19 protein-coding genes are annotated in these 24,762 nt (G+C 73.0%); 13 read left to right on the top strand and 6 right to left on the bottom strand.

Annotation, left to right across the window (positions count from 1 at the left end; translation table 11 throughout):
• Nucleotides 1–110: 110 nt before the first annotated feature.
• Nucleotides 111–5,009 (bottom strand): DNA repair ATPase, encoded by a 4,899-nt coding sequence (locus tag DBP14_RS32385; RefSeq protein ID WP_129311195.1) that lies wholly within the window; start codon nucleotides 5,007–5,009, stop codon nucleotides 111–113.
• Nucleotides 5,010–5,124: 115 nt separating this feature from the next.
• Complete coding sequence (locus tag DBP14_RS32380) at nucleotides 5,125–7,224, bottom strand: flotillin family protein (protein WP_129311194.1); 2,100 nt, start codon at nucleotides 7,222–7,224, stop codon at nucleotides 5,125–5,127.
• A 230-nt stretch (nucleotides 7,225–7,454) separates the two neighbouring features.
• On the opposite strand from DBP14_RS32380, the gene DBP14_RS32375 reads away from it, so the two are divergent.
• Entirely contained in the window at nucleotides 7,455–8,516 is a 1,062-nt protein-coding gene (locus DBP14_RS32375; protein WP_129311193.1) for a helix-turn-helix domain-containing protein, read from the top strand.
• A 31-nt stretch (nucleotides 8,517–8,547) separates the two neighbouring features.
• Here DBP14_RS32375 and DBP14_RS32370 read toward each other — a convergent pair whose 3' ends face one another.
• On the bottom strand, nucleotides 8,548–9,765 hold the full coding sequence (locus DBP14_RS32370) for an MFS transporter (protein WP_241741093.1): 1,218 nt from the start codon (nucleotides 9,763–9,765) through the stop codon (nucleotides 8,548–8,550).
• A gap of 85 nt (nucleotides 9,766–9,850) precedes the next feature.
• On the opposite strand from DBP14_RS32370, the gene DBP14_RS32365 reads away from it, so the two are divergent.
• The 4 genes from DBP14_RS32365 to DBP14_RS32350 all read left to right on the top strand — a co-directional run bounded on the left by DBP14_RS32365 (nucleotide 9,851) and on the right by DBP14_RS32350 (nucleotide 13,404).
• Complete coding sequence (locus DBP14_RS32365; RefSeq protein WP_129311192.1) at nucleotides 9,851–10,297, top strand: hypothetical protein; 447 nt, start codon at nucleotides 9,851–9,853, stop codon at nucleotides 10,295–10,297.
• Between the two features lie 106 nt (nucleotides 10,298–10,403).
• Nucleotides 10,404–11,330, top strand: coding sequence for a hypothetical protein (locus DBP14_RS32360; RefSeq protein WP_241741092.1), 927 nt, complete (start codon nucleotides 10,404–10,406; stop codon nucleotides 11,328–11,330).
• Between the two features lie 90 nt (nucleotides 11,331–11,420).
• Nucleotides 11,421–12,191 (top strand): maleylpyruvate isomerase N-terminal domain-containing protein, encoded by a 771-nt coding sequence (locus DBP14_RS32355; protein ID WP_206739391.1) that lies wholly within the window; start codon nucleotides 11,421–11,423, stop codon nucleotides 12,189–12,191.
• 40 nt (nucleotides 12,192–12,231) lie between these two features.
• Complete coding sequence (locus tag DBP14_RS32350) at nucleotides 12,232–13,404, top strand: CopD family protein (protein ID WP_129311191.1); 1,173 nt, start codon at nucleotides 12,232–12,234, stop codon at nucleotides 13,402–13,404.
• A 43-nt stretch (nucleotides 13,405–13,447) separates the two neighbouring features.
• On the opposite strand, the gene DBP14_RS32345 is transcribed toward DBP14_RS32350, so the two are convergent.
• A complete protein-coding gene (locus DBP14_RS32345; RefSeq protein WP_129311190.1) occupies nucleotides 13,448–13,834 on the bottom strand; it encodes a hypothetical protein in 387 nt (128 codons plus the stop codon).
• A gap of 100 nt (nucleotides 13,835–13,934) precedes the next feature.
• Here DBP14_RS32345 and sigJ point away from each other — a divergent pair, with 100 nt between their 5' ends.
• On the top strand, nucleotides 13,935–14,882 hold the full coding sequence (gene sigJ / locus DBP14_RS32340) for an RNA polymerase sigma factor SigJ (protein WP_129311189.1): 948 nt from the start codon (nucleotides 13,935–13,937) through the stop codon (nucleotides 14,880–14,882).
• A 210-nt stretch (nucleotides 14,883–15,092) separates the two neighbouring features.
• A complete protein-coding gene (locus DBP14_RS32335) occupies nucleotides 15,093–17,120 on the top strand; it encodes an NPCBM/NEW2 domain-containing protein (protein ID WP_129311188.1) in 2,028 nt (675 codons plus the stop codon).
• Nucleotides 17,121–17,200: 80 nt separating this feature from the next.
• Here the strand turns inward: DBP14_RS32335 and DBP14_RS32330 are convergent, their stop codons facing one another.
• Nucleotides 17,201–17,668 carry an ATP-binding protein gene (locus DBP14_RS32330; RefSeq protein WP_129311187.1) on the bottom strand — a complete coding sequence of 156 codons (468 nt, stop codon included), beginning with the start codon at nucleotides 17,666–17,668 and terminating at the stop codon, nucleotides 17,201–17,203.
• Between the two features lie 193 nt (nucleotides 17,669–17,861).
• On the opposite strand from DBP14_RS32330, the gene DBP14_RS36260 reads away from it, so the two are divergent.
• Complete coding sequence (locus tag DBP14_RS36260; RefSeq protein WP_164992455.1) at nucleotides 17,862–18,530, top strand: GntR family transcriptional regulator; 669 nt, start codon at nucleotides 17,862–17,864, stop codon at nucleotides 18,528–18,530.
• A 78-nt stretch (nucleotides 18,531–18,608) separates the two neighbouring features.
• On the opposite strand, the gene DBP14_RS32320 is transcribed toward DBP14_RS36260, so the two are convergent.
• On the bottom strand, nucleotides 18,609–19,382 hold the full coding sequence (locus tag DBP14_RS32320) for an SDR family oxidoreductase (protein WP_129311185.1): 774 nt from the start codon (nucleotides 19,380–19,382) through the stop codon (nucleotides 18,609–18,611).
• Between the two features lie 134 nt (nucleotides 19,383–19,516).
• Between DBP14_RS32320 and DBP14_RS32315 the strand changes: the two genes are divergently transcribed.
• The 5 genes from DBP14_RS32315 (at nucleotide 19,517) to DBP14_RS32295 (ending at nucleotide 24,709) form a co-directional block, all read left to right on the top strand.
• Nucleotides 19,517–20,146 carry a bifunctional 4-hydroxy-2-oxoglutarate aldolase/2-dehydro-3-deoxy-phosphogluconate aldolase gene (locus DBP14_RS32315; protein ID WP_129311184.1) on the top strand — a complete coding sequence of 210 codons (630 nt, stop codon included), beginning with the start codon at nucleotides 19,517–19,519 and terminating at the stop codon, nucleotides 20,144–20,146.
• The gene (locus DBP14_RS32310) at nucleotides 20,143–21,090 is read left to right on the top strand and encodes a sugar kinase (RefSeq protein ID WP_129311183.1); all 948 of its coding nucleotides are present in this window, start codon (nucleotides 20,143–20,145) and stop codon (nucleotides 21,088–21,090) included. Before DBP14_RS32315 ends, DBP14_RS32310 begins: the two co-directional genes overlap by 4 nt.
• Nucleotides 21,091–21,110: 20 nt before the next feature.
• Entirely contained in the window at nucleotides 21,111–22,034 is a 924-nt protein-coding gene (locus DBP14_RS32305; RefSeq protein ID WP_129311182.1) for an SMP-30/gluconolactonase/LRE family protein, read from the top strand.
• Nucleotides 22,035–22,223: 189 nt separating this feature from the next.
• On the top strand, nucleotides 22,224–23,486 hold the full coding sequence (locus DBP14_RS32300; RefSeq protein ID WP_164992454.1) for an MFS transporter: 1,263 nt from the start codon (nucleotides 22,224–22,226) through the stop codon (nucleotides 23,484–23,486).
• Nucleotides 23,487–23,533: 47 nt separating this feature from the next.
• Nucleotides 23,534–24,709: a mandelate racemase/muconate lactonizing enzyme family protein gene (locus DBP14_RS32295; RefSeq protein ID WP_164992453.1), complete on the top strand. Its 1,176-nt coding sequence runs from the start codon at nucleotides 23,534–23,536 to the stop codon at nucleotides 24,707–24,709.
• Nucleotides 24,710–24,762 lie beyond the last annotated feature (53 nt).

Genomic DNA, 24,762 nt, shown 5'->3' with positions numbered 1-24,762 from the left:
GGCCAACGGTCAGTCGTGGCGCATGCGGCGGCGGTCTCGGCGGATCAGGACGGCCGTGCTGAGCGCGACCAGGGCGACGGCGGCGGCGAGCGGAGCGAGGAAGTACGTCATCAGGTCTCCCGGGGCCGGGCGGCGTGCCGGGGATGCGCGGAGCCGGCCGGGTCGCCGGCGGCGCGGCGGATGGCGGACTCGACGGCGGCGAGCCGGTCGGCGAGGAGGCCGATTCCGGCCACGGCGCGGACGAGGGGATCGTCCTCGGCGCCGCCGAGCGCCCGGGCGCGGACGTGGGCGGCCTTGACCTCGGCCCACCGGTCGGCCTGGGCCGGGGTGAGCGTGCCCCGCAGTTCGGCGAGTTTCAGCAGGTTGGCCTCGGCCCCCTGGGTGAGGGTCCGGGCCTCGGCGGTGTAGTGGTCGTCGATGACGGCGGCGCGTTCGGCGTCGTTCATGACGGGCCTCAGGCGCTGGGCGATCCGGTTCATGGTGCGGTAGGAGCCCTGGAGGCGGAACGGCGGCTCGGTGCGGGCCGCGTCGGCGTGGGCGGCGGAGGCGATGTAGGCGGCGTTGACCGCGAGGACGGTGTCGCGGGCGGCGAGGAGATGGCGCAGCACGGCGAGGACGCGGTCCAGCTCGGCCGACGGGACGGCGTACTCAAGGCGGTCGGCGCGTGCCGTGGGGTCGCCGGCGGCGAGCCGGAGCAGCAGGTCCAGGTCGGCGCTGTCCCGGCCGGCGAGGGGCGCCAGGACGGGGTTCGAGGTGAGCGCGTTCTCCAGGAAGCTGAGGGCGAACGCGTCCTCCTTGCCGGTCAGGACGTCGCCCAGGTTCCACACGTCGGCGCGGTTGGCGAGCATGTCGGGGACCTGGAAGCGGGCTCCGGACTCGGTGAAGGGGTTGCCGGCCATGCAGACGGCGAAGCGCTTGCCGCGCAGGTCGTAGGTGCGGGGCTGCCCGTCCCACACGCCCTCGACGCGGCGGGTCGCGTCGCACAGCGGGATGAACTTCTGCAGCAGTTCGGGCGAGGTGTGCTGGATGTCGTCGAGGTGGAGGAGCGTGTTGCTGCCTGCCGCCAGCGCGAAGTTGATTTTCTCGATCTCCTGGCGGGATCCGGCGTCGGGGGCGTCGGCGGGGTCGAGCGAGGTGACGGCGTTGCCGAGGGCGGGGCCGCTGACCCGCACCAGCATCAGGCCGAGCCGGCCGGCGACGTACTCCATGAGGGTCGTCTTGCCGTAGCCGGGCGGGGACAGGAGCAGCAGCAGGCCGCCGGTACCGGTGCGTCCGCCGGCGCCGGCGGTGCCGAGCTGCTTGGCGAGGCTGTCGCCGACGAGCGGCAGGTAGACCTCGTCGACGAGCCGGTTGCGGACGAAGCCGGACATGACCCGGGGCCGGTGGTCGTCCAGCCGCAGCCGGGCGCGCTCGGCGTCCACCAGGGCGGTGCGCCGGCGCTGGTAGGCGCGGAACGCGGGCACGTCGTGGGCGGCGAACCGGGCCGTGCGGGCGAGGAACTCGTCGAGCCGCAGCGGCAGCCGGCCGCCGGTGACGCGCGGGTGCGTGCCCAGCAGTCCCTCGGCGGTCGCGGTGAGCGGGGCGTCACCGTCGTAGCGGGGCAGGTCCGGGCAGAGTTCGGCCGCGACCGCCTCGGCGAGGTCGCCCGGGGCGAGTTCGGTGCCGGTGGCGGTGGCGTACGCCGACAGCCAGGCCTGGACGAGCTGCCGGCGGGCCGGGAGGTCGTCCAGGGCATCCAGCGCGGCCAGGTCGTCGTCGTAGGCGGTGGTGCCCACCGTACGGCGGAACTTCTCCAGCAGGACGCGCACGCCGGCGCCGAGGACGAATCCCTCGGGCCCGCCGGTGAGTTCCTCGAAAAGGTAGCCGGCGGCGGCCTCGCCGCCGATGGCGGCCTCGTCACCGCCGATGGCGTCCGCCAGTTCGCGCCGCAGGTCGGTGATGGCGGGCGCCAGGCCGAAGGTGTCCCGGGCCCGGGCCAGCGAGCGGGCGCGCCGGGTCCAGGTCTGGCGTGCGGCCTCCGTGGTGCGGTGGGCCCAGAAGAGCTGGGCGGCGGCGCGGGCGGCCGGTTCGTGGCGCAGCGCCCCGGCCCCTTCGTACAGGGGCAGCAGCGCGGTGAGGACGGCGGTCGCGTCGTGGTCGTGGACGCCGGTCTCGTATCCCTCGTCGTACGCCTCCTGCGCCGTCCGGCGTACCAGTGCGGGCAGGTCGGCGGCCATGAGCGCCTCGGGCGAGTGTGCGCCGAGCAGGCGGGCGGCGAGGTGTTCGGCGCGGTAGACCTCGGGGGACTCGGAGGGCAGGGTGCGCTGCCAGAACGGGCGGGTGTCCGCGAAGCCGGGGTCGGTGACCGGGGCGCGGTAGTCGGTGCCGGTGACGGCGTAGGCGAGGCCCTCGCCGTGCGGGACGAGGGTGAGGTCGAGTGGCTGGGTGGTGACGGCGAAGCGGTGGGCGCCGAGCCGCAGGGTGCGTCCGCCGTCGCCGTACAGGTCGGTGCGGTCCTTCAGGGCGCGGGCGGCTTCCTGGCGGGCGGACTCCAGGCGGCCGGTGAGTTCCTCCGCGCGGACGGGGTCGCCGAGGTCCCGCAGTTCGGCGGCGGAGCGGCGGACCTTGGCCACGAGCGGGTCGGAGGCGAAGTAGGCGCTGACCGCGTCGGGGTCGGTGAGGGCGGCGGAGCGCCGGGCGACGGTGTCCAGGACGCGGGCGGCGGAGGCCGCGAGCTGTTCGGCGCGGCGGGCGCGGGCGTCGGCGAGGGTCTGTTTGCGGGCGGTGAACGCCTCGTAGATCTCGGTGCGCCGGTCGGCGAGGTCCGCGAGGACGTCGTCGAAGTCGGCGAAGCGGGACTCCAGGTCCTCCAGCCGGGCGAGGAGGCGGGCGAGTTGGTCGTCGCAGGCCTCGGTGGTGTCGGCGGCGGCGAGAGCGGTGGTGACCAGCTGGCCGAGCAGGGCGGTCTCGGCGGCGGACTCGGCGCGGCCCTCGTGGTCGAGGAGGGCGCGGCGGCGGGCGTCGAGGGCGGCGCGGGCGCGGTTGACGCCGGCGAGGACGGCGGCGGCGCGCTCCAGGACGGCGGTGCGGACGGTGGCGTCGCCCATGTCGAGGCTCGCGACGACGTCGGTGACGGTGGTGAGCCCGTCGGCCAGTTCGTCGAGCCGGGCGCCGACCGGGCCGGCTTCGGCGACCGTGGTGATCGCCTGGGCGTCGGCGGCGAGTTGTTCGACGCCGGTGTGGTGGGCGGCGAAGGCGTCGTCCTCGGCGAGGAGGCCCACGGCCCGCTCGCCGAGAGCCGCGAGGTCGGTCTCGGCGACGGTGGCGAGGGTGTCGAGGCGGTCCCGGTCGGCGTACCGCAGCTCCTTGAGGTTGAGGAGCCGGCCGTGCGCGTGCCGGAGTTCGGTCAGGCCGGCGACCCAGGCGGCGGCGTCCTTCGGGGCCTCGCCGCGCAGCCTGCGGACCACGGTGGCGATCCGCCCGGCGGCCTCGTCGAGCGCGTCGGCGGCCTGCCGGGTGAGGACCTGGACGTGCTCGAACTCGGCGAGGATCTGGCCGACGGTGTCCCGGAGGTCGTCCAACGGCCCGTGCAGGCCGCCGAGTTCGGTCTCGCCCAGCCAGTGGTGGCCGTCGGCGGTGCGGACGCAGGCGGCGGACAGGGCCTGGTAGCCCTCGCCGGTCGTGATGCCGTCGCGGACGGTGCCGGCGACGGACAGGCAGGCGGAGATGGCGCGCACCAGGTCGGCGTTGCCGATCCGGGCCAGCGGTCCGCTGCCGGTGGGGGCGCCCGCGGCATGGGTGTCGGAGTCGTACGGCGAGTGCCACAGCTGGACCGGGTGGACCTGGGCCGGCTGGTCGCCGTCCGCGCGGACCACGGCGAACGTGCCGTCGTCGAAGAGGCCCCAGCCCCGGCAGGGCAGCGGGGCCGCGACCTCCTGGCGGATCGTGTTGTACGACAGCAGCAGGGCGCGACCGCCGCCGCGCGCGTGGAAGGCGTACAGCACGTCCTCGCCGTTGGGCGAGCGCACCTCCCGCTCGAACTCCAGCTCGCGGACGTCGAGGTCGTACGTCTTCACGGTCCCCGTGGCCAGGCAGTAGCCGCCGGGGAACAGGACGCCCCGGTCCTCGGGGAGGCGGCGGCAGCCCTGTCCGAGGCCGTCCAGGCGGGTGACCGATCGGGTGAGGGTGTTGAACACGAGGTGCCGGTGGGCGTCCTCCTTGTAGGGGCGGACGCGCAGGAGGACGAGGGCGCCCACGCGCGCGTGGGCGATGTCCGCGTCGGCGAGGGCCTGCAGCGGTTCGTCGACCGGTTCGCTGTGGATGCCCTCCCCCGTCTCGGTGTCGTTCTCCGTCTTGACGGTGAGGGTGCCCCCGACGGTCGAGACGAACAGCCCGCCGGGGACGGCGACGTGCGGGTGGCGGCCGAGGACGTGGTCCTCGCGGGTCGTCGCGGTCCAGGTGACCTCGTCGGAGGGCGGGAAGACGTCGTCGCGTTCGCCGCGCGCGTCCAGGAAGGCCACCCGGCCGTCGTCGGTGGGGGTCCAGCGCAGCACGCGGATGTCGTCGGCCTTCTCGCCGGTGCGGAACACCGCGAGGAGCCGGCCGGCGGTGATCCGCAGGCGCAGCAGCCGGGCCTGGCGGAAGTAGCGGTGCAGGTCGGCGAACTCCCGCTGGAAGGACGGGTCGTCGAGCAGTCCGGGTACGGCGGTCTCGGGCAGCGGGTTCAGCTCGCGGTCGTAGAGCGTGAACACGTCGGCCACCGCGGGCGGGGCGTCCGGCGCGGGCCGGCCGGCGGTGCCGAGGAGCAGCGTGTCCCCGACGGCGACGACGTCGCACGGGACGCACGGGTGCGGGGTGCGCAGCTGCTCGCTGCCGGCGAGGTCGAGCCGGGCGGAGCCGAACTCCTCGACGCGGCGGGCGTTGAGGGCGTCGGCACGGCGGGCGAGTTCGGCGGCCTGCGCGGTGAGGCGGTCGCGCAGCAGCTCGTAGGTGCCGGCGTCGTGGGCGCCCGCCTCCGGGACGGTGGCCATGGACGGTACGTTCCTTCCGCGTGGCAAGGGGGAGGGGATGTCCGGGGAGACGTGTGGCGCAGAGGAGGTGCCCTGGCTGCCGTCCCCTGTGCGGCAGCCGGGGCACCGGTGGTGATCAGACCCTGGCGGTGCCGTTCAGCGCGGTGAGCGGGGTGTCGGCGATGCCCAGTTCGCCCGCCCGGTCCAGGAGTTGCTGCACGGTGCCGGCCTCGGTGCCGCCCGACTTCATGAGCTTCATCAGCAGCGCGGAGACCGTCAGGTTCTGCACGTCGGCGGTCGAGGCCCGGCCGAGGACGCCGGCCAGGTCGTCGGTGAAGCTGGAGGTGCCGTCGAGCCACGGGCGGGCCAGGGCCTGCGCGGTCTCGGAGTGCCGCACGAACCCGTCGACGCCCTTGCCGAGCGAAATGGAGGAGACCAGCCGGTCGAAGAAGACGGATTCCCCGCCGACGATGTCGATGTCGGCGTTCTCCAGGCCGGTGGCGAGCACCGTGGCCTGTGCCTCGGCGACCTGCCGCTGCACGTCCAGGCCGGCGAGCCGGATCTCCTTCTCCGCCTGGAGCCGCAGCCGGTACTCCTCGTGGCCGCGGGAGGCGTCGTCGAGGGCGGCCATCGCGGCGGCCTTCTCGGTCAGGCCCTCCGCCTCTGCCTTCAGCTTTCCGCCGATGCCGTCGGCGTCGGCCAGCGCCCTGGCCCGCGCTCCCTCGGCCTCGGCCAGCGCCTTCGCCTTCGCGCCCTCGGCGTCGGCGAGCGCCTTGGCCCTGGCGCCCTCGGCCTCGGCCCGCAGCCGGGCCTGGGTGGCCTCCGCCTCGGCCCGGCCCGCCTTCTCGATGACGGCGGCCTCCTTGTCGCGGACCTGGACGGCGGCGAGACCCTCGGCGGCGGCCTCGGCCTGGACGCCCTCGGCGAGCCGCAGCTTGGCCCGGGCGTCGAGATCGGCCGTCTTCAACCGGGCCTCGGCGAGGGTGAGTTCCTCGGCGGCGCGGTGGGTGGCGGCCTGTTCGGCGGCCTCCGCCGCCTTGATGTCCTTGACCAGCTTCTCCTGCGCCTCGGCCTCGGCGGCGATGATGACGGCCTGCCGCTCGCGCTCCGCCTGCTCGACGGCGCGCAGCTTCTTGATGGACTCCTCCTGCTCGGCGACCGTCCGGTCCACCGCGACCCGTTCGCGCACGACCTCGGCGATGTCGCGGCGCTGCGCCTCGACCTCCTTGTCGGCGGAGATCTTCGTCAGCTGGGTCTCCCGCTCCCGGGCGATGACCTCCAGCATGCGGTCCTTCTCGATCCGCTCGTTCTCCACGGCGATGACCCGCTCGCGGTTCTTCGCGGCGACGGCGACCTCGCGGGCCTGGTTCTCCCGCTGCACGCCGAGCTGCTCCTCGGTGCGCAGGAACGCGCCCTGCGCACGCAGCCGCTCCTCCTCCACCACCCGGGCGGTCTCCGCCTCCTCGCGGGCGCGGGAGGTCTCGATCTCCCGCTTCTGCTTGATCTCGGCGTCCGCCTGCCGGCGCTCCAGCTCCAGGACGGCCTCGCGGGCGTCCACGTTCTGCCGGGTGATCTCCTTCTCCTCCGTGCGCTGCGCCTCGTTGGTGCGCACGTGCTCCACGGCGGTCAGCTCGGTGATCTTCCGGATGCCCTGGGCGTCCAGGACGTTCGCCGGGTCCAGCTGGGACAGCGGCGTCTGCTCCAGGTAGTCGATCGCCGCGTCCTCCAGGTGGTAGCCGCTGAGGTCGACACCGATCAACTCGATGATCTTGTAGCGGAGTTCCTCGCGCTTGGTGTAGAGGTCGGTGAAGTCCAGCTGCTTGCCGACGGTCTTCAGCGCCTCGGAGAACTTGGCGTGGAACAGCTCCTGCAGGGTCTTCTGGTCGCTGGCGCGTGCCGTGCCGACGGACTGGGCGACCTTGATGACGTCCCCGACGGTCTTGTTGACCTTCACGAAGAACGAGATGCGGATGTCGGCGCGGATGTTGTCCCGGCAGATCAGCCCGTCCCGGCCGGCCCGGGTGATCTCGATGGTCTTCACCGAGATGTCCATCACCTCCGCCTTGTGCAGCACGGGCAGGACGACCTGGCCGGTGAAGGTGACGTCGACCTTGCGCATCCTGGAGACGATCAGCGCCTTGCCCTGCTCCACCTTGCGGAACAGCCGCGAGAGCGCGAACAGCGCGAGGGCGACGAGGAGCAGACAGACGACGGCGAGCACGCCGATGGCATCCATGACACACGTCCTTCAGGCATCAGGAGAAGGGCCGGGAAGCGGGCGTTCCGGTGCCGGACACCCTGCCGGTGTCCGGCACCGAAACGCTCAGCAGTGCTCCCCGCGGCTCATGATGGGCGAGCGGGACCCGCTCGCGCATTGCCGACATCCGGCAGTGTTCACTAAGGTCTGGATGCCGGTGGGCCGACAGGAGGACCGCATCGGCGCGTGAACATCCACGGGGGGACGGCGTGACACACCGGGAGACGCCCGAGCGGTATCTGGACGGCTACGACCGCATCCTGAAGGAGGTCTCGGACACCGGCCGCCGGCTCACCCGGGAGGAGCTGGAGTCGCGGCGCGTGCTGGGTGAGCACGCCGCCGACGACGGGCATGGACTGCGCGCCCTGGTCAGCGCCCATCTGTCTGCCACCCGCGCGGGCTGGCCGAGTACCGGCTCCGGTACGGCGGACAGCGTCCTGGCCGCCGTGCAGCAGGCGATAGACGCCTTCGCGGAGGGGTACGAACGCGCGCAGACCCTCGCCGTACGCCAGGAGGAGGCGGCCCGCCGCGAGTTCATCGACGACCTGCTCTACGGCCGCAGCGACCTGGGCCGCCTCGCGGAGCGCGCCGAACGCTTCGGGCTGCGGCTCGCCCACGCCCACGCGGTCGCCGTGGCGCGCGGCCCGGCCGCCTACACGGAGGGCGACGCGGTGCCCCGCCAGGTGGAGCAGGCGCTCCTCGCCCGCTTCGGCAACCGCAGCGCCCTGCTCACGACCAAGGACGGCCGGCTGCTGTGCATCGCCCCCGGCCACGAGGACGAGATCCTGCCCTACTTCGCGAAGCGGGCGCACGCCGCCACCGACGGGGGCACGGTGGCCATCGGGCGCCCCCAGCCGGGCCCCGGCGGAGTCGTCCAGTCGTACGAGGAGGCCCTCAACACCCTCGAACTGGCCGACCGGCTGGGCCTGGACGACCCGGTGCTGCGCGCCGTCGACCTGCTCGTGTACCCGGTCCTCACCCGTGACCGGCAGGCCATGGCCGACCTGGTGCTGGACACCCTCGGCCCGCTGACGGCGGCCCGGGGCGGTGCCGAGCCGCTCCTGGCCACGCTCACGGCCTACTTCGACGTGGGCTGTGTGGCCGCGGAGGCCGCCCGCCGCCTGTCGCTGAGCGTGCGCGCCCTGACGTACCGGCTGGAGCGCATCCACAAGCTCACCGGCGCCAACCCGGCCGATCCGGGGCACCGTTACATGCTGCAGACCGCGGTCATCGGCGCCCGGCTGCTGGACTGGCCGGCCAAGGCCCTGTGAGGACCACCGGCCAACGGCGACCGGACGCCCGTCACGGCCGACGGTGCCGCGGGCGGGTCACGGCGAGCAGCACCAGGGCGAGCGCCTGGATCGCGGCCACCACCGTGATCAGCGTCGGGATCGAGTAGTCGTACAGGGCACCGGTGAGCGCCCCGCCCGCCAGGCCCGCCCCGCCGACCACCCCGGCGAAGATCCCGTAGGCGGTGGCCCGCCGGGGCGTGGGCACCAGGTCGGCGACCGTCGCCCGCAGCGTGGACTCCTGCACGCCCATCGCCGCACCCCACACCAGGGACCCGCCGACGGCCCACGCGACGGTGTCGGTGAACGCGAGCGCCGGTACGGCGGCGGCCAGGACGGGCAGGACGACGAGCACCCGCGGGCCGATCCGGTCGTACCACCAGCCGGTGGCCAGCGCGGCCACCGCGTCGACGGCCATCGCGCCCGCGTACAGCACGGGCACCCAGGCGGTCGTCAGCAGGTGCCGGGTCACCAGGTGGTACGACAGCACGCCGAAGGTGGCGAACCCGGCGGTCGTGGTCGCGGTGAACGCCGCGTAGGTCCAGAAGGCGGCCGGCAGCCGACCGCCGGGTGCCGGTGGCGGGCCGCCCGCGGCGCCGGTCACCGCGCGCTCGTACGCCTCCGGGTCCGGCACCCGGGCCCGCAGCCAGAACAGCAACCCCAGCACGGCCACCCCGGGTGCCGCGAGGACGCCCAGCGCGGGACCGTAGTCGCCGCCGGTCAGGGCGAGGACACCGGCCACCGTCAACGGGCCGACGAGGGCGCCGACCTGGTCCATCGCCTCGTGCACGGCGAACCCCCGGCCGCGGCCGGTCGCGGCCGTCGCGTGCGACAGGAGGGTGTCCTTCGCCGGTGAGCGCACCGCCTTGCCCACCCGCTCGGCGACCACCAGGACGCAGGCCGCCCACAGCACGCCGACCACGCCGAGCGGCGGCACGGAGACGACGGTCAGCGCGTACCCGGCGATCGCCAGCCCCCAGAACCTGCGGGTCCGGTCCGCGAGCGGGCCGGACACCAGCCGCAGCACCAGCGCCGCCGCCTCACCGGCACCGGTGACGACACCGACGACGAGGGCGGAGGCGCCCAGCGAGGCCAGCAGCGGGCCGGTGACCGAACGGGCGCCCTCGTACACGAAGTCGGCGAGCAGGCTGACCGCCCCGAACCACACGACGAAACGCCACGGCCGCATCCCCGCGGGTTCCGGCCGCGCCCCGGACGCCTCGGCCTTCACGCCGTCCGCTCCCGTTCCACGCCCGGGACTCTACGCCGCGCGGGGGGACGCGGCGGGCCGCTGCCCGTGCCCTTAGGGTGGAGCCGTGATCGTGACGCAGTCCTCCGCCGGTGCGGCCGGGGTCCGCCGCCGTCGGGTGGTGCGGCCGGCCGTGCTGGTCGCCGTGCTGCTGGGGCTGTTCCTCATGCACGGCGGTCCGGCCGCGGCCGACGGCGGCTGTCACGGGGCGACGCCAGGCATGCCGGTCGCCTCGCACATGCCGGCCGGAACGGCCGCGCACGCCGTCCTCGCTCCGGAGGGGGCGGGTCCGAAGGCCGTAGCGCGGGTGGACCAGGCCGCGCGGGGGGCGCTGTGCGTGGCCACCACGCCCCGCTCCGGGATCCCGCTGCCGCCGCTCACCGCGGCCGTCGTCCTGCTCGTGGCCGCCGTGCTGCTGCCGGGGATCCGGCGGGCGTACGGCGACGTGCGCCACCGGGGGCCACCGGCCGGCGGGCGTGACCTCCTGCACCAGGTGTGCGTCGCACGGACGTGACGCGACCTCCGGCCCCGCGGCTCACCGCCGCGCGTCCGGTACCGGTCGCCCGTTCACGTTCACCGCGCCGGGCCCGCGGCACGGCGCCCACCTGGAAAGACACCACATGTCCCAGCACCACCGGACGATCCGCCATGCCCTCACGGCGGCCACCCTCACCGCGGCGCTCGGCCTCACGCTGACCGCCTGCGGCTCCGGCTCAAGCCACAGCTCCGGCCACAGCTCGCCCATGGCCGGCATGGACCACGGCGGCACACCCTCCCGCTCCGCGTCGGCCGACGCGATGGAGTCCATGCCCGGCATGGACACCGCGTCCGCCGGCAACGGCCTGACCGCCGCGAAGGACGGCTACCGGATGGCCTCCGCGAGTGCCACGCTGTCCGCCGGCCGCGGGGCCGACTACCGCTTCACCATCACCGGCCCGGACGGCAGGCCGGTCACCGGTTTCGCCGTCGACCAGACCAAGCGGATGCACTTCTACGCCGTCCGCACCGACCTCACCGGCTTCCAGCACCTGCACCCGGCCATGGCCGGCGACGGCACCTGGACCGCGCCCCTGGCCGCCCTGCGACCGGGCACCTGGCGCCTGTACGCCTCCTTCACCCCGGACAGCGGTCCCGGCAAGGGCAAGGACCTCGTCCTCAGCCGCACGGTGAAGGTGCCCGGCACGGCGACGGACGCGCCGCTGCCGCCGGCGTCCGGCAGCACCACCGTCGACGGCTACACCGTGGCGGTGAAGGGCGACCTCATGGCGGGCATGGCCCACCGGTTGACCGCCACCGTCACCAGGAACGGCGAACCGGTCACCGACCTGCAGCCGTACCTGGGCGTCTTCGCCCACCTGACCGCCTTCCACCAGGGCGATCTCGCCTTCGCCCACCTCCACCCGGAGACCGAGGCCGACGGCGACCGCGGCGGACCGTCCCTGACCTTCCACGCCGAGTTCGCCCAGTCCGGGAACTGGCGGCTGTTCCTGCAGTTCCGGACCGGCGGCACGCTGCACACCACGGCTCTGACGCTGCGCGTCGGCTGATCCCCGCGCCGCGGTGACCGCCCAAACCGGTGGGGGCCTTCCCGGCCCCCACCGGTTTGGGCGGCGTCCCCTGACGGCTACTCATGGCGCATGATGCCCTCCCAGGTCGAAGAAGCCCTGCCGGAACTGGTCCCCTTCGTCCGTGCCGTGCAGGGGCGGCGGCCCGACGACGGGACGTGGTGCGAGGCCTGGACGGTACGCGACGTCCTGGTCCACCAGACGGGCAACGCCGAGGAACTGGCCCGGGTCCTGGAGGCGTTCCTCGCCGGGGCGCCGGCGGAGACCCGGGGCTTCGAGCGTGAGGCTCCCTACCGGCGGATGCCCGACTCCGAACTGTGGGCGGCCTTCGTCAGCCGCTGCGCACATCTCGTGGACGTGGCCTCGGCCGCCGCGGACGACCTGCCCGCGGACACGGAGGTGATGTGGACCGGTCGGTCCGTGACGGTCCCCTTCTTCGTCGAACACATGCGTCAGGAACTCGTGCTGCACCGCTGGGACCTCACCGGTGACGACCGTACGGCGGTCCGGGCACTCGACGAACCGTGGATGACCGAGCACAGCGTCATGTCGGTCGGCCGCCCGCTGCTGACGAAGGGCCGCGCCGGCCTGGACCTGGGGCCCGGGGAGCGGGTCGAGGGCCGGCTGCGCACGCCGGGCACGGACGACGTCGTGGTGACCGCCGACGCCGACGGCGCCGCCATCCGCCTGGCCGCTCCCGAGGGCCCCGCCACGATCGAGAGCGACGCCGCCGTACGCCTGCTGCTGCTCTGGGGCAGGCGCCCGGCCGATCCCTCGCGCTGGCACAGCTCCACCGGGCCGGAGAACCTGCTGGCGGTCCGGACGCTGCTGGGCGGCTACTGAGGCATTGACCCGACATGAACTTAGGTTAGCCTCACCTTTCATGAGCACCCTTCTGCTGGCCGCGGACACGGCCGGCTACACGCTGCCCACCCCGTGGCGAGCCCTGACCAAGACCGGCTACTTCATCGGCCTGACCGGCGCCATCGGTGGCCTCGTCACCTACGCGACCACCGTGCGCCCCGCTCTCAGGGGGACGTCGGACGGTGACGGTGACGGCTCCCGGCTGCGTGACCGCCTGTCGGTCTGTCTCGCCTGGTCCGGAGTGGTTCTCCTGGTGGCCGGATACTTCCAGCTCGCCGCGCGGGTGGCCCGGAACGGCCCCGGGATGCCGTTCGGCAACGCCCTCGCGCCACGACGCATATGGCAGTTCCTCAGAGCGCCCGCGGACGACGGCGCCTGGATCGCCCAGGGGACCCTCTACCTGGTGCAGAACCTCGTCCTCCTCGGGGCCGCGATCACCCTCATGACGCTGTTCACCCGCGGCGCCCGGCGCCGGCTGGACCAGCTCGCCCTCATCGCGCTCCCCCTCGCCCTGGCCGTCACGCTGATCGGCGCGGTCCCGGCCACCGTCCCGCTCACGACGGACGAGATGCTGGACCGGGTCCTGACCCAGACCCACATCATCAGCGGCACCGTCTGGCTCGGTGGTCTCGTCCTGCTGAGCCTCCTCGCCGGCGCCCGGCGGCGCCTGGGCCCGGACGCGGGCCTGCTCTGGGCCGACCTGTGGCGGCGCTTCAGCCTCGTCGCGATGATCTGCGTCGCCGCCGTCGTCGTCTCCGGCCTGTGGATGAGCTGGGAACACGTGGGCACCGTCAGCCAGTTGTGGACGACCGGCTACGGACTCGCGCTGCTCGTGAAGACCGTCCTCGTCCTGGGCATGGTCACCGCGGGCGCCGTCAACCAGTTCTGGCTGATGCCCCGCATGACGCGGGCCCGCCGCGCGAGCGACACCGTCTCCCTCCGCCACCTGACGCTCGGGCACTTCCCCAGGGTCGTCTGGGGCGAGGTCGTCCTCGGCCTGGCCGTCCTCGTCGTCGTGCCCCTCCTCAGCGGATCCGCCCGCAAGGAAGCCGGCGGCGCCCCGGCCGAACCGTCGGCGGGCGTCTACACCGCGGGCCTGGCCCTCGCCCTCGCCCTGGCCGTCTCCCTCTACGCCACGGCCCGCGCGTCCGACGCCCTCTCACGCCGGACACCCGCCGCCGACCCCGCCTGACCGGAGCCGGTCCGCACTTCCCGTGCCGGGGAGTGACGCCACCTCAGCGCCGGGCCAGCGCCAGCAGGCTCAGGCCGAACATCAGCACCCCGAGCGGAAGATGGACGGACGGTACGTGGGCGATGCCGAGCACGACCTGGACCGAGGCGAGGGCCAGGAAGCCGGACGCCTGCCATACCGGCCGGGACGATCCACCGCCCGGCTTCCACGCCAGCACCGCGGCGAGCACGTACAGCATCGACGCCCCGTACATCACCCGGGCCCCGGCACTGTGCAGCGTCTCTCCGTAGGACGCGGTCAGCAGCAGCCCCGCGGAGACGGCCTGGAGGAAGATGGTCAGGGTCTGCAGGGCGATCGCGATCCGCAGGAACGAGGCACCGCGCCGGGCCTTCGCCGTCGCGGTCGCCTTCGCCGTCACCTGAGTGGCCATGGCGCATCCCCTTTTCCGCCCTCGGGCAGTAGATCGATAAGGTCTCACCACACCGACGACGTGGGTCCGCGAAAGGTAAGGCGAGGGGGCGGCCGGAAGCATGGAACCTGTCGGGACCGGCACGGACGGGGTCGCCGCCGAGCGACGCCAACTGCTCAATGTCGCCTACCGGTTGCTCGGTTCCGTGACGGAGGCCGAGGACGCGGTACAGGACGCCTACGCCCGCTGGTACGAGCTGCCGCGCCTCAGGCAGGAGTCGATCCTGTCCCCCGGCGCCTGGCTGACGACGGTGATCAGCCGCATCTGCCTGGACCTGCTCGGGTCGGCGCGGGTCCGCCGTGAACGCTATGTCGGCGCGTGGCTGCCGGAGCCGCTGCCCGACCGCACCGAGTGGCACCACGCGGCCGGCGCCGGCCCCGCCGCCACCACCGCGGACCCCGCCGACCAGATCGTCCTGGACGAGTCGGTGAACCTGGCCTTCCTCGTCGTGCTGGAGTCGATGACACCCGCCGAGCGGGTGGCGTTCGTCCTGCACGACGTCTTCCGCTACCCCTTCGCCCAGATCGCCGAGGTGCTGGACCGGACCCCCGCGGCCTGCAAGCAACTGGCGGCCTCGGCCCGCCGCCGCGTGGACGCCAAGGGCACGGCTGTGCCCGCGACCGGCCGGGCCGAGGTGGTGAGGCAGGTCCGGGAGGCGTGGGAGAGCAAGGACATCGCGGCGCTCGTCGGGCTCCTCGATCCCGCCGCGGTGATGACGGCCGACGGCGGCGGCCTGGTCGGCACGGTCCTGCGCCCGGTCGAGGGCGGCGCCCGCATCGCCCAGTACATGGTCGCCGTCGCCGGCACGGCCCCGGGACTGCACCTCCTGGAACGGTCGGTCAACGGCGTGCCGGGGCTGGTGGCCGAGCGGGCCGGCACGGTCGTGACCGTGTCCTCCTTCGACATCACCGAGGGACGCGTCAGCCGGATCTGGGTGGTCCGGAACCCGGAGAAGCTACGGCCGTGGCGGCGCGCGGGCCGGCCGGCGCCGGGTACGGGCACGCCGTAGCGCGTACCGTGGCGGTTCCGACCGGGCTCTCACAAAATCAAACAGACTGTCGTGTCGACCGTACCGATCAGTCGCTTAGTTCCCGCTTCAACTCGCCCTGAATCAAAGACGTCCAACCCCTTCCGACAATTTCCAACACGATCTAACGTAGGCGCTCGCTCGTCATGAGCATCTCAATCAAGCGGCAGCACACGGAAGGACATGCGAGGCATGCGCCAACTCTCAGCCCGGAGTGCACGACTCAGAGGAATAGGGGCGCTGACGGCAGCGGTGCTGTGCGGTGCCGGACTCGGCGCTCCGGCGGCGGTCGCGGCGGCACGGGACGGCGCGCCGGCGGCGACGTCGCCCGGTGCGGGCCTGGTCGACACGCCGCCCATGGGCTTCAACAACTGGAACTCCACCCACTGCCGGCCGGAGTTCAACGAGGACATGGTCAAGGGCATGGCCGACCTGTTCGTCGCGAAGGGCCTCAAGGACGCCGGGTACCAGTACATCAACCTGGACGACTGCTGGGCCGAGTCGCAGCGCGACGCGAACGGCAAGCTGGTGCCCGACCCGGTGCGCTTCCCGCACGGCATCAAGGCGGTCGCCGACTACGTCCACTCCAAGGGCCTCAAGCTCGGCATCTACACCAGCGCGGGCACGCACACCTGCAGCGAGGTCGGATTCCCGGGGGCGCTGGGCCACGAGTACAGCGACGCCCAGCAGTTCGCCGACTGGGGCGTGGACTACCTCAAGTACGACAACTGCAACAACCAGGGCGTGGACGCCCAGAAGCGCTACACCACGATGCGGGACGCCCTGAAGGCCACCGGCCGGCCCATCGTCTACAGCATCTGCGAGTGGGGCTCGAACAAGCCCTGGCTGTGGGCCAAGGGCGTCGGCGACCTGTGGCGCACCACCGGTGACATCAGCGACAGCTGGGGCAGCATGCTGTCGATCATGAAGCAGAACCTGCCGCTCGCCCCGTACGCGGGCCCGGGACACTGGAACGATCCCGACATGCTGGAGGTCGGCAACGGAGGCATGACGGACACCGAGTACCGCACGCACTTCTCGATGTGGTCGGTCATGGCGGCGCCGCTGCTCATCGGCACCGATCTGCGCCAGGCCGACGACGCGACGTACCAGATCCTGGAGAACAAGGACGTCATCGCCGTCGACCAGGACAAGCTCGGCGAGCAGGGGCACGTGGTGTCCTCCGAGGGCGGCCGCTGGGTCGTCGTGAAGGAGATGGCGGACGGCAGCCGTGCCGTCGCGCTGTTCAACGAGAGCGACCGGGCCCAGCGGATCGCGACCACCGCGACGGCGGCCGGTCTCGCCACCGGCCACGCCTACCGGGTGCGCGATCTGTGGCAGCACCGCGACTACAACTCGGCCGGCACGCTCGCGGCCACCGTCCCCGCCCACGGCACGGTCCTGCTGCGCGTGTGGAAGGACGACCACTCCGTCGTCTACCCGCCGGCCGCCGAACTGGGCGTCACCGGCGCGGACTTCGTCCAGCCGGGCAAGACCGAAGAGGTGACGACCACGCTCACCGACCTGGGCCGCACCACGGCCAGGCGGGTCTCCGTCGACCTCGACGTCCCGGACGGCTGGCAGGCGGAGGCGACCTCCCCGGCCACGGCCCGCACCCTGAAGAGCGGCAAGGCGCTGACCACGACCTGGTCGGTGACCGCCCCGAAGGGCACCGGCCCCGGCAGCTACGGCGTCAACGCCGTGGCGACGTACTGGCCCTCGCACGGGGACGCGGTCACCACCCGGGTCCCGCTGCGGGCGCGGGTTGCCGTGGCGCCGCCGGCCGGTGACTCCTTCGCGAGCGACCTGACGGCGCTCAGCTCGGCCAACGGCTGGGGTCCCGTGGAGAAGGACCACAGCAACGGCGAGGCCGCCGCCGGTGACGGCAAGGCGCTCACCATCGCCGGGACCACGTACGCCAAGGGCCTGGGCACGAACGCCGCCAGCTCCCTGGAGTACTACACCGGCAAGCAGTGCTCGGCCCTCAAGGCCACGGTCGGCGTGGACGACGAGGTCGGCGACCGCGGATCGGTCACCTTCGAGGTGCTGGCCGACGGCAGGAAGGTCGCCTCGACCGGCCTGCTGAAGGGCACCGACGGCGCCCAGCAGCTCACCGCCGACATCACGGGCGCCCAGTCCGTGCAGCTGGTCGTCACGGACGGCGGTGACGGCCCGGACTACGACCACGCGGACTGGGCGCAGCCGACGTTCAGCTGCTGATCCCCTTCCGACGACGTGGCCGGTGCAGCCCTGGGGAGGCCGCACCGGCCACCGGTATGAATACGCCCGGCCACGTCTTCTCATTCAGCGATCTCGGCCCAGACCCGGTGCCGGCCCGCCACCAGCCCGTTGCCCCAGCGCCGGCTGAGTTCCGAGACCAGCAGCAGACCGCGGCCTCCGCACGCCTCCATGCGGTCCGGGTCGTACCAGCCGCGAGCGACGGCGGCGCTGTCGAAGCCGGGTCCGGCGTCCGTGACGTCGAGGCGCACCGTGGCGCGACCGTACGCGTTCCGCCGCAGGGTGACCGCGACCGTGGAGGCGCCGGCGCCGTGCCGGCGCGCGTTGGAGGACAGCTCCGCGCCTATGAGCAGCAGGTCGTCGGCGAGCTGCTCGAGGTTCCAGCGGCGCAGGTGGATGCTGAGCCAGGCGCGCAGCCGTGCGGAGGCCCGGTCGTCCCCGCTCAGCCGGAACAGATGGGACGTCGTCGCCTGCCCGCGGGCCGGTACGTGGCGTGCGGGGACGACCGGGGTGGGGGACAGCTCAGTCATGTCGACTCCAGCGCCGGTGCGGCGGGCGGGGGCGGTCGGCGGTAGCAGATCAGCACGTATAACGTATTTCGTATATTCCACGTCCGTCAAGAGGTGTTTTGCCGCCTTTACCGGCCGCCGTCAGCCCGCCGGTCCTCGTCGAACGACGGAAAACAATCGCCAACAGTGGACGGATATCGCATACGATGGACGAATGGCAGAGAAGACTTGGGCCGCCCGGCTGCCCGCGGTGAAGAGCAAGGCCGACCTGGTGTACGAGAGCCTGCGCGGCGCCATCGCCGATGGCCATCTGCGTCCGGGTGAGCGCATCAACATGGACGAGATGGCCCGCAACCTCGGTGTCAGCAAGATCCCGGTCCGGGAGGCCGTGAAGCGGCTGGAGTCCGAGGGGCTGCTCACCTCCCGCGTCCACTCCGGGGTGGTCGTGGCGCAGGTCGACAAGACCGAGATGCGCGGAGTCTTCCTCGCCCGTGAGGCGATCGACGGACTGGTCGCCAGGCTCGCCGCCGAGCACAGTGACGACGGCCTGCTGCGGAACCTGGAGGCCGTGCAGGACGGGATGCGGGACGCACTGCGCACCACGGACACCGACGAACTGCAGCGCCTCAACTCCGAGTTCCACCGCCTCCTCGCCGAGGCCAGCGGCTACCGCATCCTCACCGAACTGACGGAGCAACTGCTGCTGACGATCCGCCGGTACCGGGTCACGGCACCGCAGGACGCCCGCAACTGGTCCGCCGTCATCGACGAGCACGACGCCATCATGGACGCGCTGCGCCGCAAGGACGCCGGGGCCGCGGCGGCGGCCGCACAGGCGCACACGCTGTCCCAGGCCGGGCACGAGGTGTCCGCGCACCCCTAGCCGCCTAGCCGCCGCCACCATGAGGAGGGGGTGCCGGACCGGGTCCGGCACCCCCTCCTCATGGCTTCCCGGCCGGTGTCAGGCGTGGCGGAGCGGTGGCAGGCCCATACGCTCACGGTGTTCGTCGCGCAGCAGGCTGGCGGCGCTGACCACAGAGGCCCCCGCGTCGAGCACCAGCTCGGATCCGGTCAGCAGCGCGGCCTCCGGCGACGCGGCGTAGGCCACCGCCGCGGCGACTTCCTCGGGGGTGCCCAGGAGGCCCATCGGGTTGGACTCGCGCAGCCGGCTCTCGTCGTCGCCGGTGCCCAGGCGCGACTCGGTGGCCGGGGTGCGCACCCAGCCGGGTGCGACGGTCACGAACGAGACGCCGTGCCGTCCGTAGTCGACACTGAGCTGACGGCCGAGCGCGGCGATGGCCGCCTTGGACGCCGCGTACGCGGGCAGCCCGGGAGCGGCGGTGCGGTGGAGCACGGAACCGATCATGACGACACGTCCGCCGCCGGACGCCATCATCTGCGGGAGCACCTCGCGCACGCACAGGAACACCGATGTGAGGTTGGCGTCGAGGACCCGCCGCCAGTCCTCCTCGCCGGTGCGGTGCAGCGGCGCGCCCTCGGTCAGTCCGGCGCAGGTGACCAGCACCTCGATGCCGCCGTGGTCGGCGGCGACCGCGCGGACCAGGCCGGCCACGTCGTCGGCCCGTGACACGTCGGCCCGGTAGGGCGAGACGCCGGGGACCTCGGGCGCCGCGAGGTCGGCCCCCGCCACCCGGTAGCCGTCGGCGACGAACCGTTCGGCCACCACCCTGCCGATACCGCCGGCGGCGCCGGTGATCAACGCTGTTCTGCTCATCTGGAAACGACCACCTGTCTGCTGCCGCGCCGCCCGGCCAGGTCGCGGAGCGGGGTTGAAGGATCCCAAGAAAGGTATACGATCTACTAAATAACAGCAACGACTCCTTACCGGCAACGACTCCAGGAGGCACCATGTCGGCTGCCCACCTCCTCTCCACCCTCGACAGGGAAAGGCTGCTGGCCATCGTGCGCGGAACGGACGCCCAAGCTGCGCTCGACACGGTGCTGACCCTGTTCCGTTCCGGGGTCGAGATCATCGAGGTCTCCCTGACCAGCACGGACGCCCTCAGCGTCATCGAGAAGGCCCGCACCGAACTGGGCCCCGGGGCCCTGCTCGGCGCGGGCACCCTGCTGACGGCCGGAGACGCGCACGCCGCTGCTTCGGCGGGCGCGTGTTTCGGCGTCACCCCGGGCGTCGGTGACGCCGTCTCCGCATGCCGGGCGCTGGGGCTGCCGGTGCTCGCCGGAGCGGTGACACCGACGGAGGTGATCGCCGCTCTGGGCGAGGGTGCCACGGCGGTCAAGCTCTTCCCCGCCTCCATCGGAGGGCCGGCGTACCTGCGGGCCCTGCGCGACCCCTTCCCCGAGGTCGCGTTCGTGCCCGTCGGCGGTGTGGACGCGGAGGCCGCCCGCGCCCACCTGGCCGCGGGTGCACTGGCCGTCGGGGTCGGTGGCCCGCTCGTCGGGGACGCCGCCCGCGGGGGTTCGCTCGACGCGCTCGCCGGCCGCGCGGCCCGCTTCCGGGAGGTGACGCGCCGATGATCGACGTCCTGACCTTCGGCGAGACCATGGCCGCCCTGCGGGCCGGCCAGCCCCTCCAACTCGGCGGCTGTCTGAACCTCTCCGTGGCCGGCGCCGAGTCCAACGTGGCGATCGGTCTGTCCCGGCTCGGGCACACCGCGCGCTGGGCCGGCCTGACCGGCGACGACGAGTTCGGACGCCTGGTCCTGCGCACCCTGCGCGCGGAAGGCGTCGACGTCTCCCGCGCCGCCACCACGGACGCGGGCCCCACCGGCCTGGTGGTCTTCGAGCCCCGGATCGCCGACCTGGTCCGGGTCACCTATTACCGCACCGGTTCCGCCGGCAGCACCCTGAGCACCGACCACGTGCGCGCGGCCCTGAGCGACGGTGCCCGGATCGTCCATGTCACCGGCGTGACGGCCGCCCTGGGCCCCGGTCCGCGAGAGGCCGTAGGGGAGGCGGTGCGCTGCGCGCCGACGCGGGGCGCCCGCGTGAGCCTCGACGTCAACTACCGGGCGCGCCTGTGGTCCCCCGAGGAGGCCGCGTCCGCGCTGCGTCCGCTGGCCGGACATACCGACGTCGTCATCGCCTCCGACGACGAACTGCCCCTGGTGGCCGACGCCCGGGCGACCACGGAGTACGCGCGCGTGGAGTCCCTGCTGGAGCAGGGCGTGGCCGAGGTGGTGGTCAAACGCGGGGCCGACGGTGCCGAGGTCTTCGACTCCTCCGGATCGACGTCACGGCCGGCCGTGTCCGTGCCGGTGCGCGACACCGTGGGAGCGGGCGACGCCTTCGTCGCCGGATATCTGTCCGGCCTCCTGGACGGCGAGACGGTGCCGACCCGGCTGGAACGGGCCGTGGCCGCCGGCGCGTTCGCCGTCGCCTCCCCCGGCGACTGGGAGGGACTGCCGGCCCGTGCCGAGCTGGGCCTGCTCGCCGTCACACCCGGCAGCACGATCAGGTGACGCAGGGAAGGTACAGGCGGATGAGGTTCGATGACCTCCCGGCCCCGACCCGGCCGGCGCAGCCTCCCCCGGCCGGCAATACCGGGTGGGAGGCGTGGACGCCACAGCGCTACGAACTGGCGGAGAGTCTCCGCGTGTACGCCGAACAGACGGTCTTCGTCGATCTGCTGCGCGGCGGCCTGTACCGGTGCACCGACCGACCCGGCGAACCCGCCGAGCGGCTGTTGAACCTCGGCGTGCCCCTGGGCGCCGTGGCACCGCTCGCTTCCTCCCCCGGTGACTGGATCGCGGCCGCGGGGCCCGGCATCGCGCTCGTCCTGCGCGGACGCTTCCTGAAGTGGCTCGCCAGACCGGAGGAGCACGCCACGGTCCCCATGCGGATGAACGACGCCGTCTGCGATCCCGCCGGCCGCTTCTGGGCGACCAGCATGGCCCGTTCGGGCGAGGGCGCGGTCGGCAGCCTGTACCGGGCCGACCCCGACGGTGGCGTGCAACGGATGCTGTGCGGCCTGACGGTGCCCAACGGCCCGGCCTTCACCGCCTGCGGGAGCGTCATGTACCTGGCCGACAGCGCGGCGGGCACGGTCCTGAGGTATGCGGTGAACCCCGTGACCGGCGCTCTCGGCCCGCACGAGCGGTTCGCCCGGCTCGCACCCACCGAGGGGCGGCCGGACGGCATGACCGTGGACAGCGAAAACCATCTGTGGGTCGCCCTGTGGGGCGCCGGGGAGGTGCGGCGCTACGCGCCCGACGGAGGCGTCGCCGCCCGGCTGCACGTCCCCACACCCCACGTCAGCAGCGTCGCCTTCGGCGGCGGCCTGATGTATGTGAGCACCGCCCGGCATCGCCTGGAGCGTCCGGACCTCCTGGCGGGGGCCGTACTGGCGCGCCCGTCGCCGTGGTCGGCGCCCGCGGCACCGGCGTTCGGCGGACACCTTCCGTAGCCGGAACGTCACACGGTGAAGTTCCTGAAATTCCTGGCCGGTAACCCCTGGTTCTAATTTCGTATATCGAATACCTTCCTCACACCCACCCCCGTCCCCGCAAGAGAGTGGTGACTCCTCATGACCACAGTGGTGGTTACCGAAGACAGTGAGATGAACCCGCGGCACCCGAGGTCCAACAGGCGCACGATGGTCGCCAGCACCGTGGGCACCGTCATGGAGTGGTACGACTTCAACCTCTACGGCCTGGCCTCGGCGCTGGTGTTCGGCCCGCTGTTCTTCGGCTCCTCCTCCACGGGCGGCACGCTGGCCTCGTTCGCCACGTTCGCCGTCGGTTTCGCCGCCCGCCCCATCGGCGGCATCCTCTTCGGTCACCTCGGTGACCGCATCGGACGCAAGACCGTCCTGCTGATCACCATGGTCGGCATGGGCCTGGCCACCGCTCTGGTCGGCGTCCTGCCCACGCACGCCACGGCCGGCGTGTGGGCCCCGATCCTGCTGATCGTCCTGCGCGTCTGCCAGGGCATCGCCGTGGGCGGCGAGTTCGCGGGCGCGACGCTCCTCACGGTGGAGAACGCGCCACCGGGCAAGAGAGGCCTCTACGGTGCCGTCCCCGCGATGGGCACCGGCGCCGGCTTCGTCCTCGCAAGCGCCGTCTTCGGCCTGGTCTCGATGCTCCCCGACAGCTCCTTCAACGCCTGGGGCTGGCGCATCCCCTTCCTGATCAGCGCCGTGCTGGTGGTGTTCGGCCTGTGGATCCGGAAGGGCATCGACGAGACCCCGGTCTTCGCGGAGCTGGAGGACCACGGCCAGAAGGAGCGCTTCCCGCTGCTCGTCGCGCTGAAGAAGCAGCCGGGGGCCGTCCTGCGCACCATGGGCATCACGATCTCCGGGTTCGTCTGGGGCTACCTGATCCAGGCCTTCGCCCTCGCCTACGCCACCGGAACCCTGCACCTGTCCAAGTCGACGATGCTCTGGGCCATCGCCTTCGCCTCGACCCTGGAGATCGTCGCCATCCCGTTCTGGGGCTGGCTGTCCGACAAGATCGGCCGCCGCATGATGGTCGCCATCGGACTGGCGTGCACCATCGCCTACGCCTTCCCCTTCTTCTCCCTGCTGGAGACCAGAAGCACCCCGCTCATCTTCCTCGCCATGGTCATCGCCATCCCCGTCTGCAAGGACATGGTCTTCGGCCCCCAGGCCGCCCTGGTCGCCGAGCAGTTCGACGCCCGCGTGCGCTACAGCGGCGTCAGCGCCGGCCGTGAGATCGGCGGCGCCATCTTCGGCGGCACCACCCCGTTCATCGGCACCGCCCTGCAGGCCTACAGCAACTCGATCGCCCCCGTCGCGCTGTACGTCATCGCCGGGTGTGTCATCACCCTCATCGCCGTGTTCGCCGGCAAGGAGACCGCGCACACCGAGCCGCAGGAATACGGGGCCATCCCCGCCTGAGCCGGTACCGCCGCAGGCGGCCCGGACCCGACACAGTGGAGTACGACGTGAGCAACACACCCCTTCCCATCACCAAGGTCGAGGCACTGGCGCTGTCCGCCAACTTCGCCGACCTGTACGACTCGCCCGACGACGTCCCGGACTGGCTGCGCTATCCGGCCGCCAGCCACCGCGTCCTGCCCCGCCACGGCCAGTACGCGACCCTCGTCAAGGTGCACGCCGAGGACGGCAGCGTCGGCATCGGCGAGTGCTACGGCCTGCCCTCGCCCGAGGTCACCGCCACCGTGGTCTCCACGGTCCTGGCGCCGCTGCTGGTGGGACAGGACGCGCTCGCCACCACCGCGGTCTGGGACCGCCTCTTCAAGGGCCAGGCCGCCGGCGGCCACAACCGCGGTTTCTACCTCGAGGCCCTCGCCGGGATCGACCTCGCCCTGTGGGACCTGCGCGGCAAGATCGCCGGCGAGCCCGTGCACCGGCTGCTCGGCGGACCGGTACGGACCCGCATCGACTGCTACGCCAGCCCGGTCGCCCTGCACGCCGACCCCGAGGACTCCGCCCGCCAGGCGCTGTACTACACGGGCAAGGGCTTCCGCGCCCTGAAGGTGAAGATCGGCCGAGGTGCGCGCACCGACCGCGCACACCTCGGCGCCGTACGCGAGGCCGTCGGCCCGGACGTCGAGATCCTCACCGACGTCAACTGCGCCTACGACCTCGACGAGGCGACGCGGGTCGGCTCGGTCCTGCGGGACCTGGACATCTCCTGGTACGAGGAGCCCCTCCAGGTCGACGACCTGCGCAACCTCCGGGAGTTGCGCCGCCGTACCGGACTGACGATCGTCAACGGCGAGACCCACTTCACCCGGTTCGACCTGCGCGACTCCCTGCTGTACGAGGCGATCGACGTCTTCATGCCCAACGTGGCCCGCTGCGGCGGCATCACCGAGGCCACCCGGATCGCGGCGCTCGCCTCGTCCTTCCACGTCGACATCGCCCCCCACGGCGTCGGCTCCGGCGTCAGCCTCGCCGCGGCCCTGCACCTCTGCGCGGCCACCCCCAACCTGCGCACCTACGAGTACAACCGGCTACCCAACCCGATCCGGGAGAACATCCTGGTCGAGTCCCCCGAGTTCCGCGACGGAGCCCTGACCGTCCCCACCGGACCCGGTCTCGGCATCGAACTCGACGAAGCCGTCGTCGACCGCTACACCGTCGCCCGCTTCTAGCGGCCGCGAACCGGCGCCGCCCGCCCGCTCCCCGGCGGCGCCACCGACGGCGC

Source organism: Streptomyces sp. L2, assembly GCF_004124325.1.
Classification (GTDB): domain Bacteria; phylum Actinomycetota; class Actinomycetes; order Streptomycetales; family Streptomycetaceae; genus Streptomyces.
Note: the sequence above shows the minus strand (reverse complement) of the source record. Positions and strands in the feature narration are given on the sequence as shown.

Coding starts and splice junctions, on each gene's coding strand:
- DBP14_RS32385 (WP_129311195.1), bottom strand. CDS start 5,009: ATGGCCACCGTCCCGGAGGCGGGCGCCCACGACGCCGGCACCTACGAG.
- DBP14_RS32380 (WP_129311194.1), bottom strand. CDS start 7,224: ATGGATGCCATCGGCGTGCTCGCCGTCGTCTGTCTGCTCCTCGTCGCC.
- DBP14_RS32360 (WP_241741092.1), top strand. CDS start 10,404: ATGTCCCAGCACCACCGGACGATCCGCCATGCCCTCACGGCGGCCACC.
- DBP14_RS32355 (WP_206739391.1), top strand. CDS start 11,421: ATGATGCCCTCCCAGGTCGAAGAAGCCCTGCCGGAACTGGTCCCCTTC.
- DBP14_RS32350 (WP_129311191.1), top strand. CDS start 12,232: ATGAGCACCCTTCTGCTGGCCGCGGACACGGCCGGCTACACGCTGCCC.
- DBP14_RS32345 (WP_129311190.1), bottom strand. CDS start 13,834: ATGGCCACTCAGGTGACGGCGAAGGCGACCGCGACGGCGAAGGCCCGG.
- sigJ (WP_129311189.1), top strand. CDS start 13,935: ATGGAACCTGTCGGGACCGGCACGGACGGGGTCGCCGCCGAGCGACGC.
- DBP14_RS32335 (WP_129311188.1), top strand. CDS start 15,093: ATGCGCCAACTCTCAGCCCGGAGTGCACGACTCAGAGGAATAGGGGCG.
- DBP14_RS32330 (WP_129311187.1), bottom strand. CDS start 17,668: ATGACTGAGCTGTCCCCCACCCCGGTCGTCCCCGCACGCCACGTACCG.
- DBP14_RS36260 (WP_164992455.1), top strand. CDS start 17,862: ATGGCAGAGAAGACTTGGGCCGCCCGGCTGCCCGCGGTGAAGAGCAAG.
- DBP14_RS32320 (WP_129311185.1), bottom strand. CDS start 19,382: ATGAGCAGAACAGCGTTGATCACCGGCGCCGCCGGCGGTATCGGCAGG.
- DBP14_RS32315 (WP_129311184.1), top strand. CDS start 19,517: ATGTCGGCTGCCCACCTCCTCTCCACCCTCGACAGGGAAAGGCTGCTG.
- DBP14_RS32310 (WP_129311183.1), top strand. CDS start 20,143: ATGATCGACGTCCTGACCTTCGGCGAGACCATGGCCGCCCTGCGGGCC.
- DBP14_RS32305 (WP_129311182.1), top strand. CDS start 21,111: ATGAGGTTCGATGACCTCCCGGCCCCGACCCGGCCGGCGCAGCCTCCC.
- DBP14_RS32300 (WP_164992454.1), top strand. CDS start 22,224: ATGGTCGCCAGCACCGTGGGCACCGTCATGGAGTGGTACGACTTCAAC.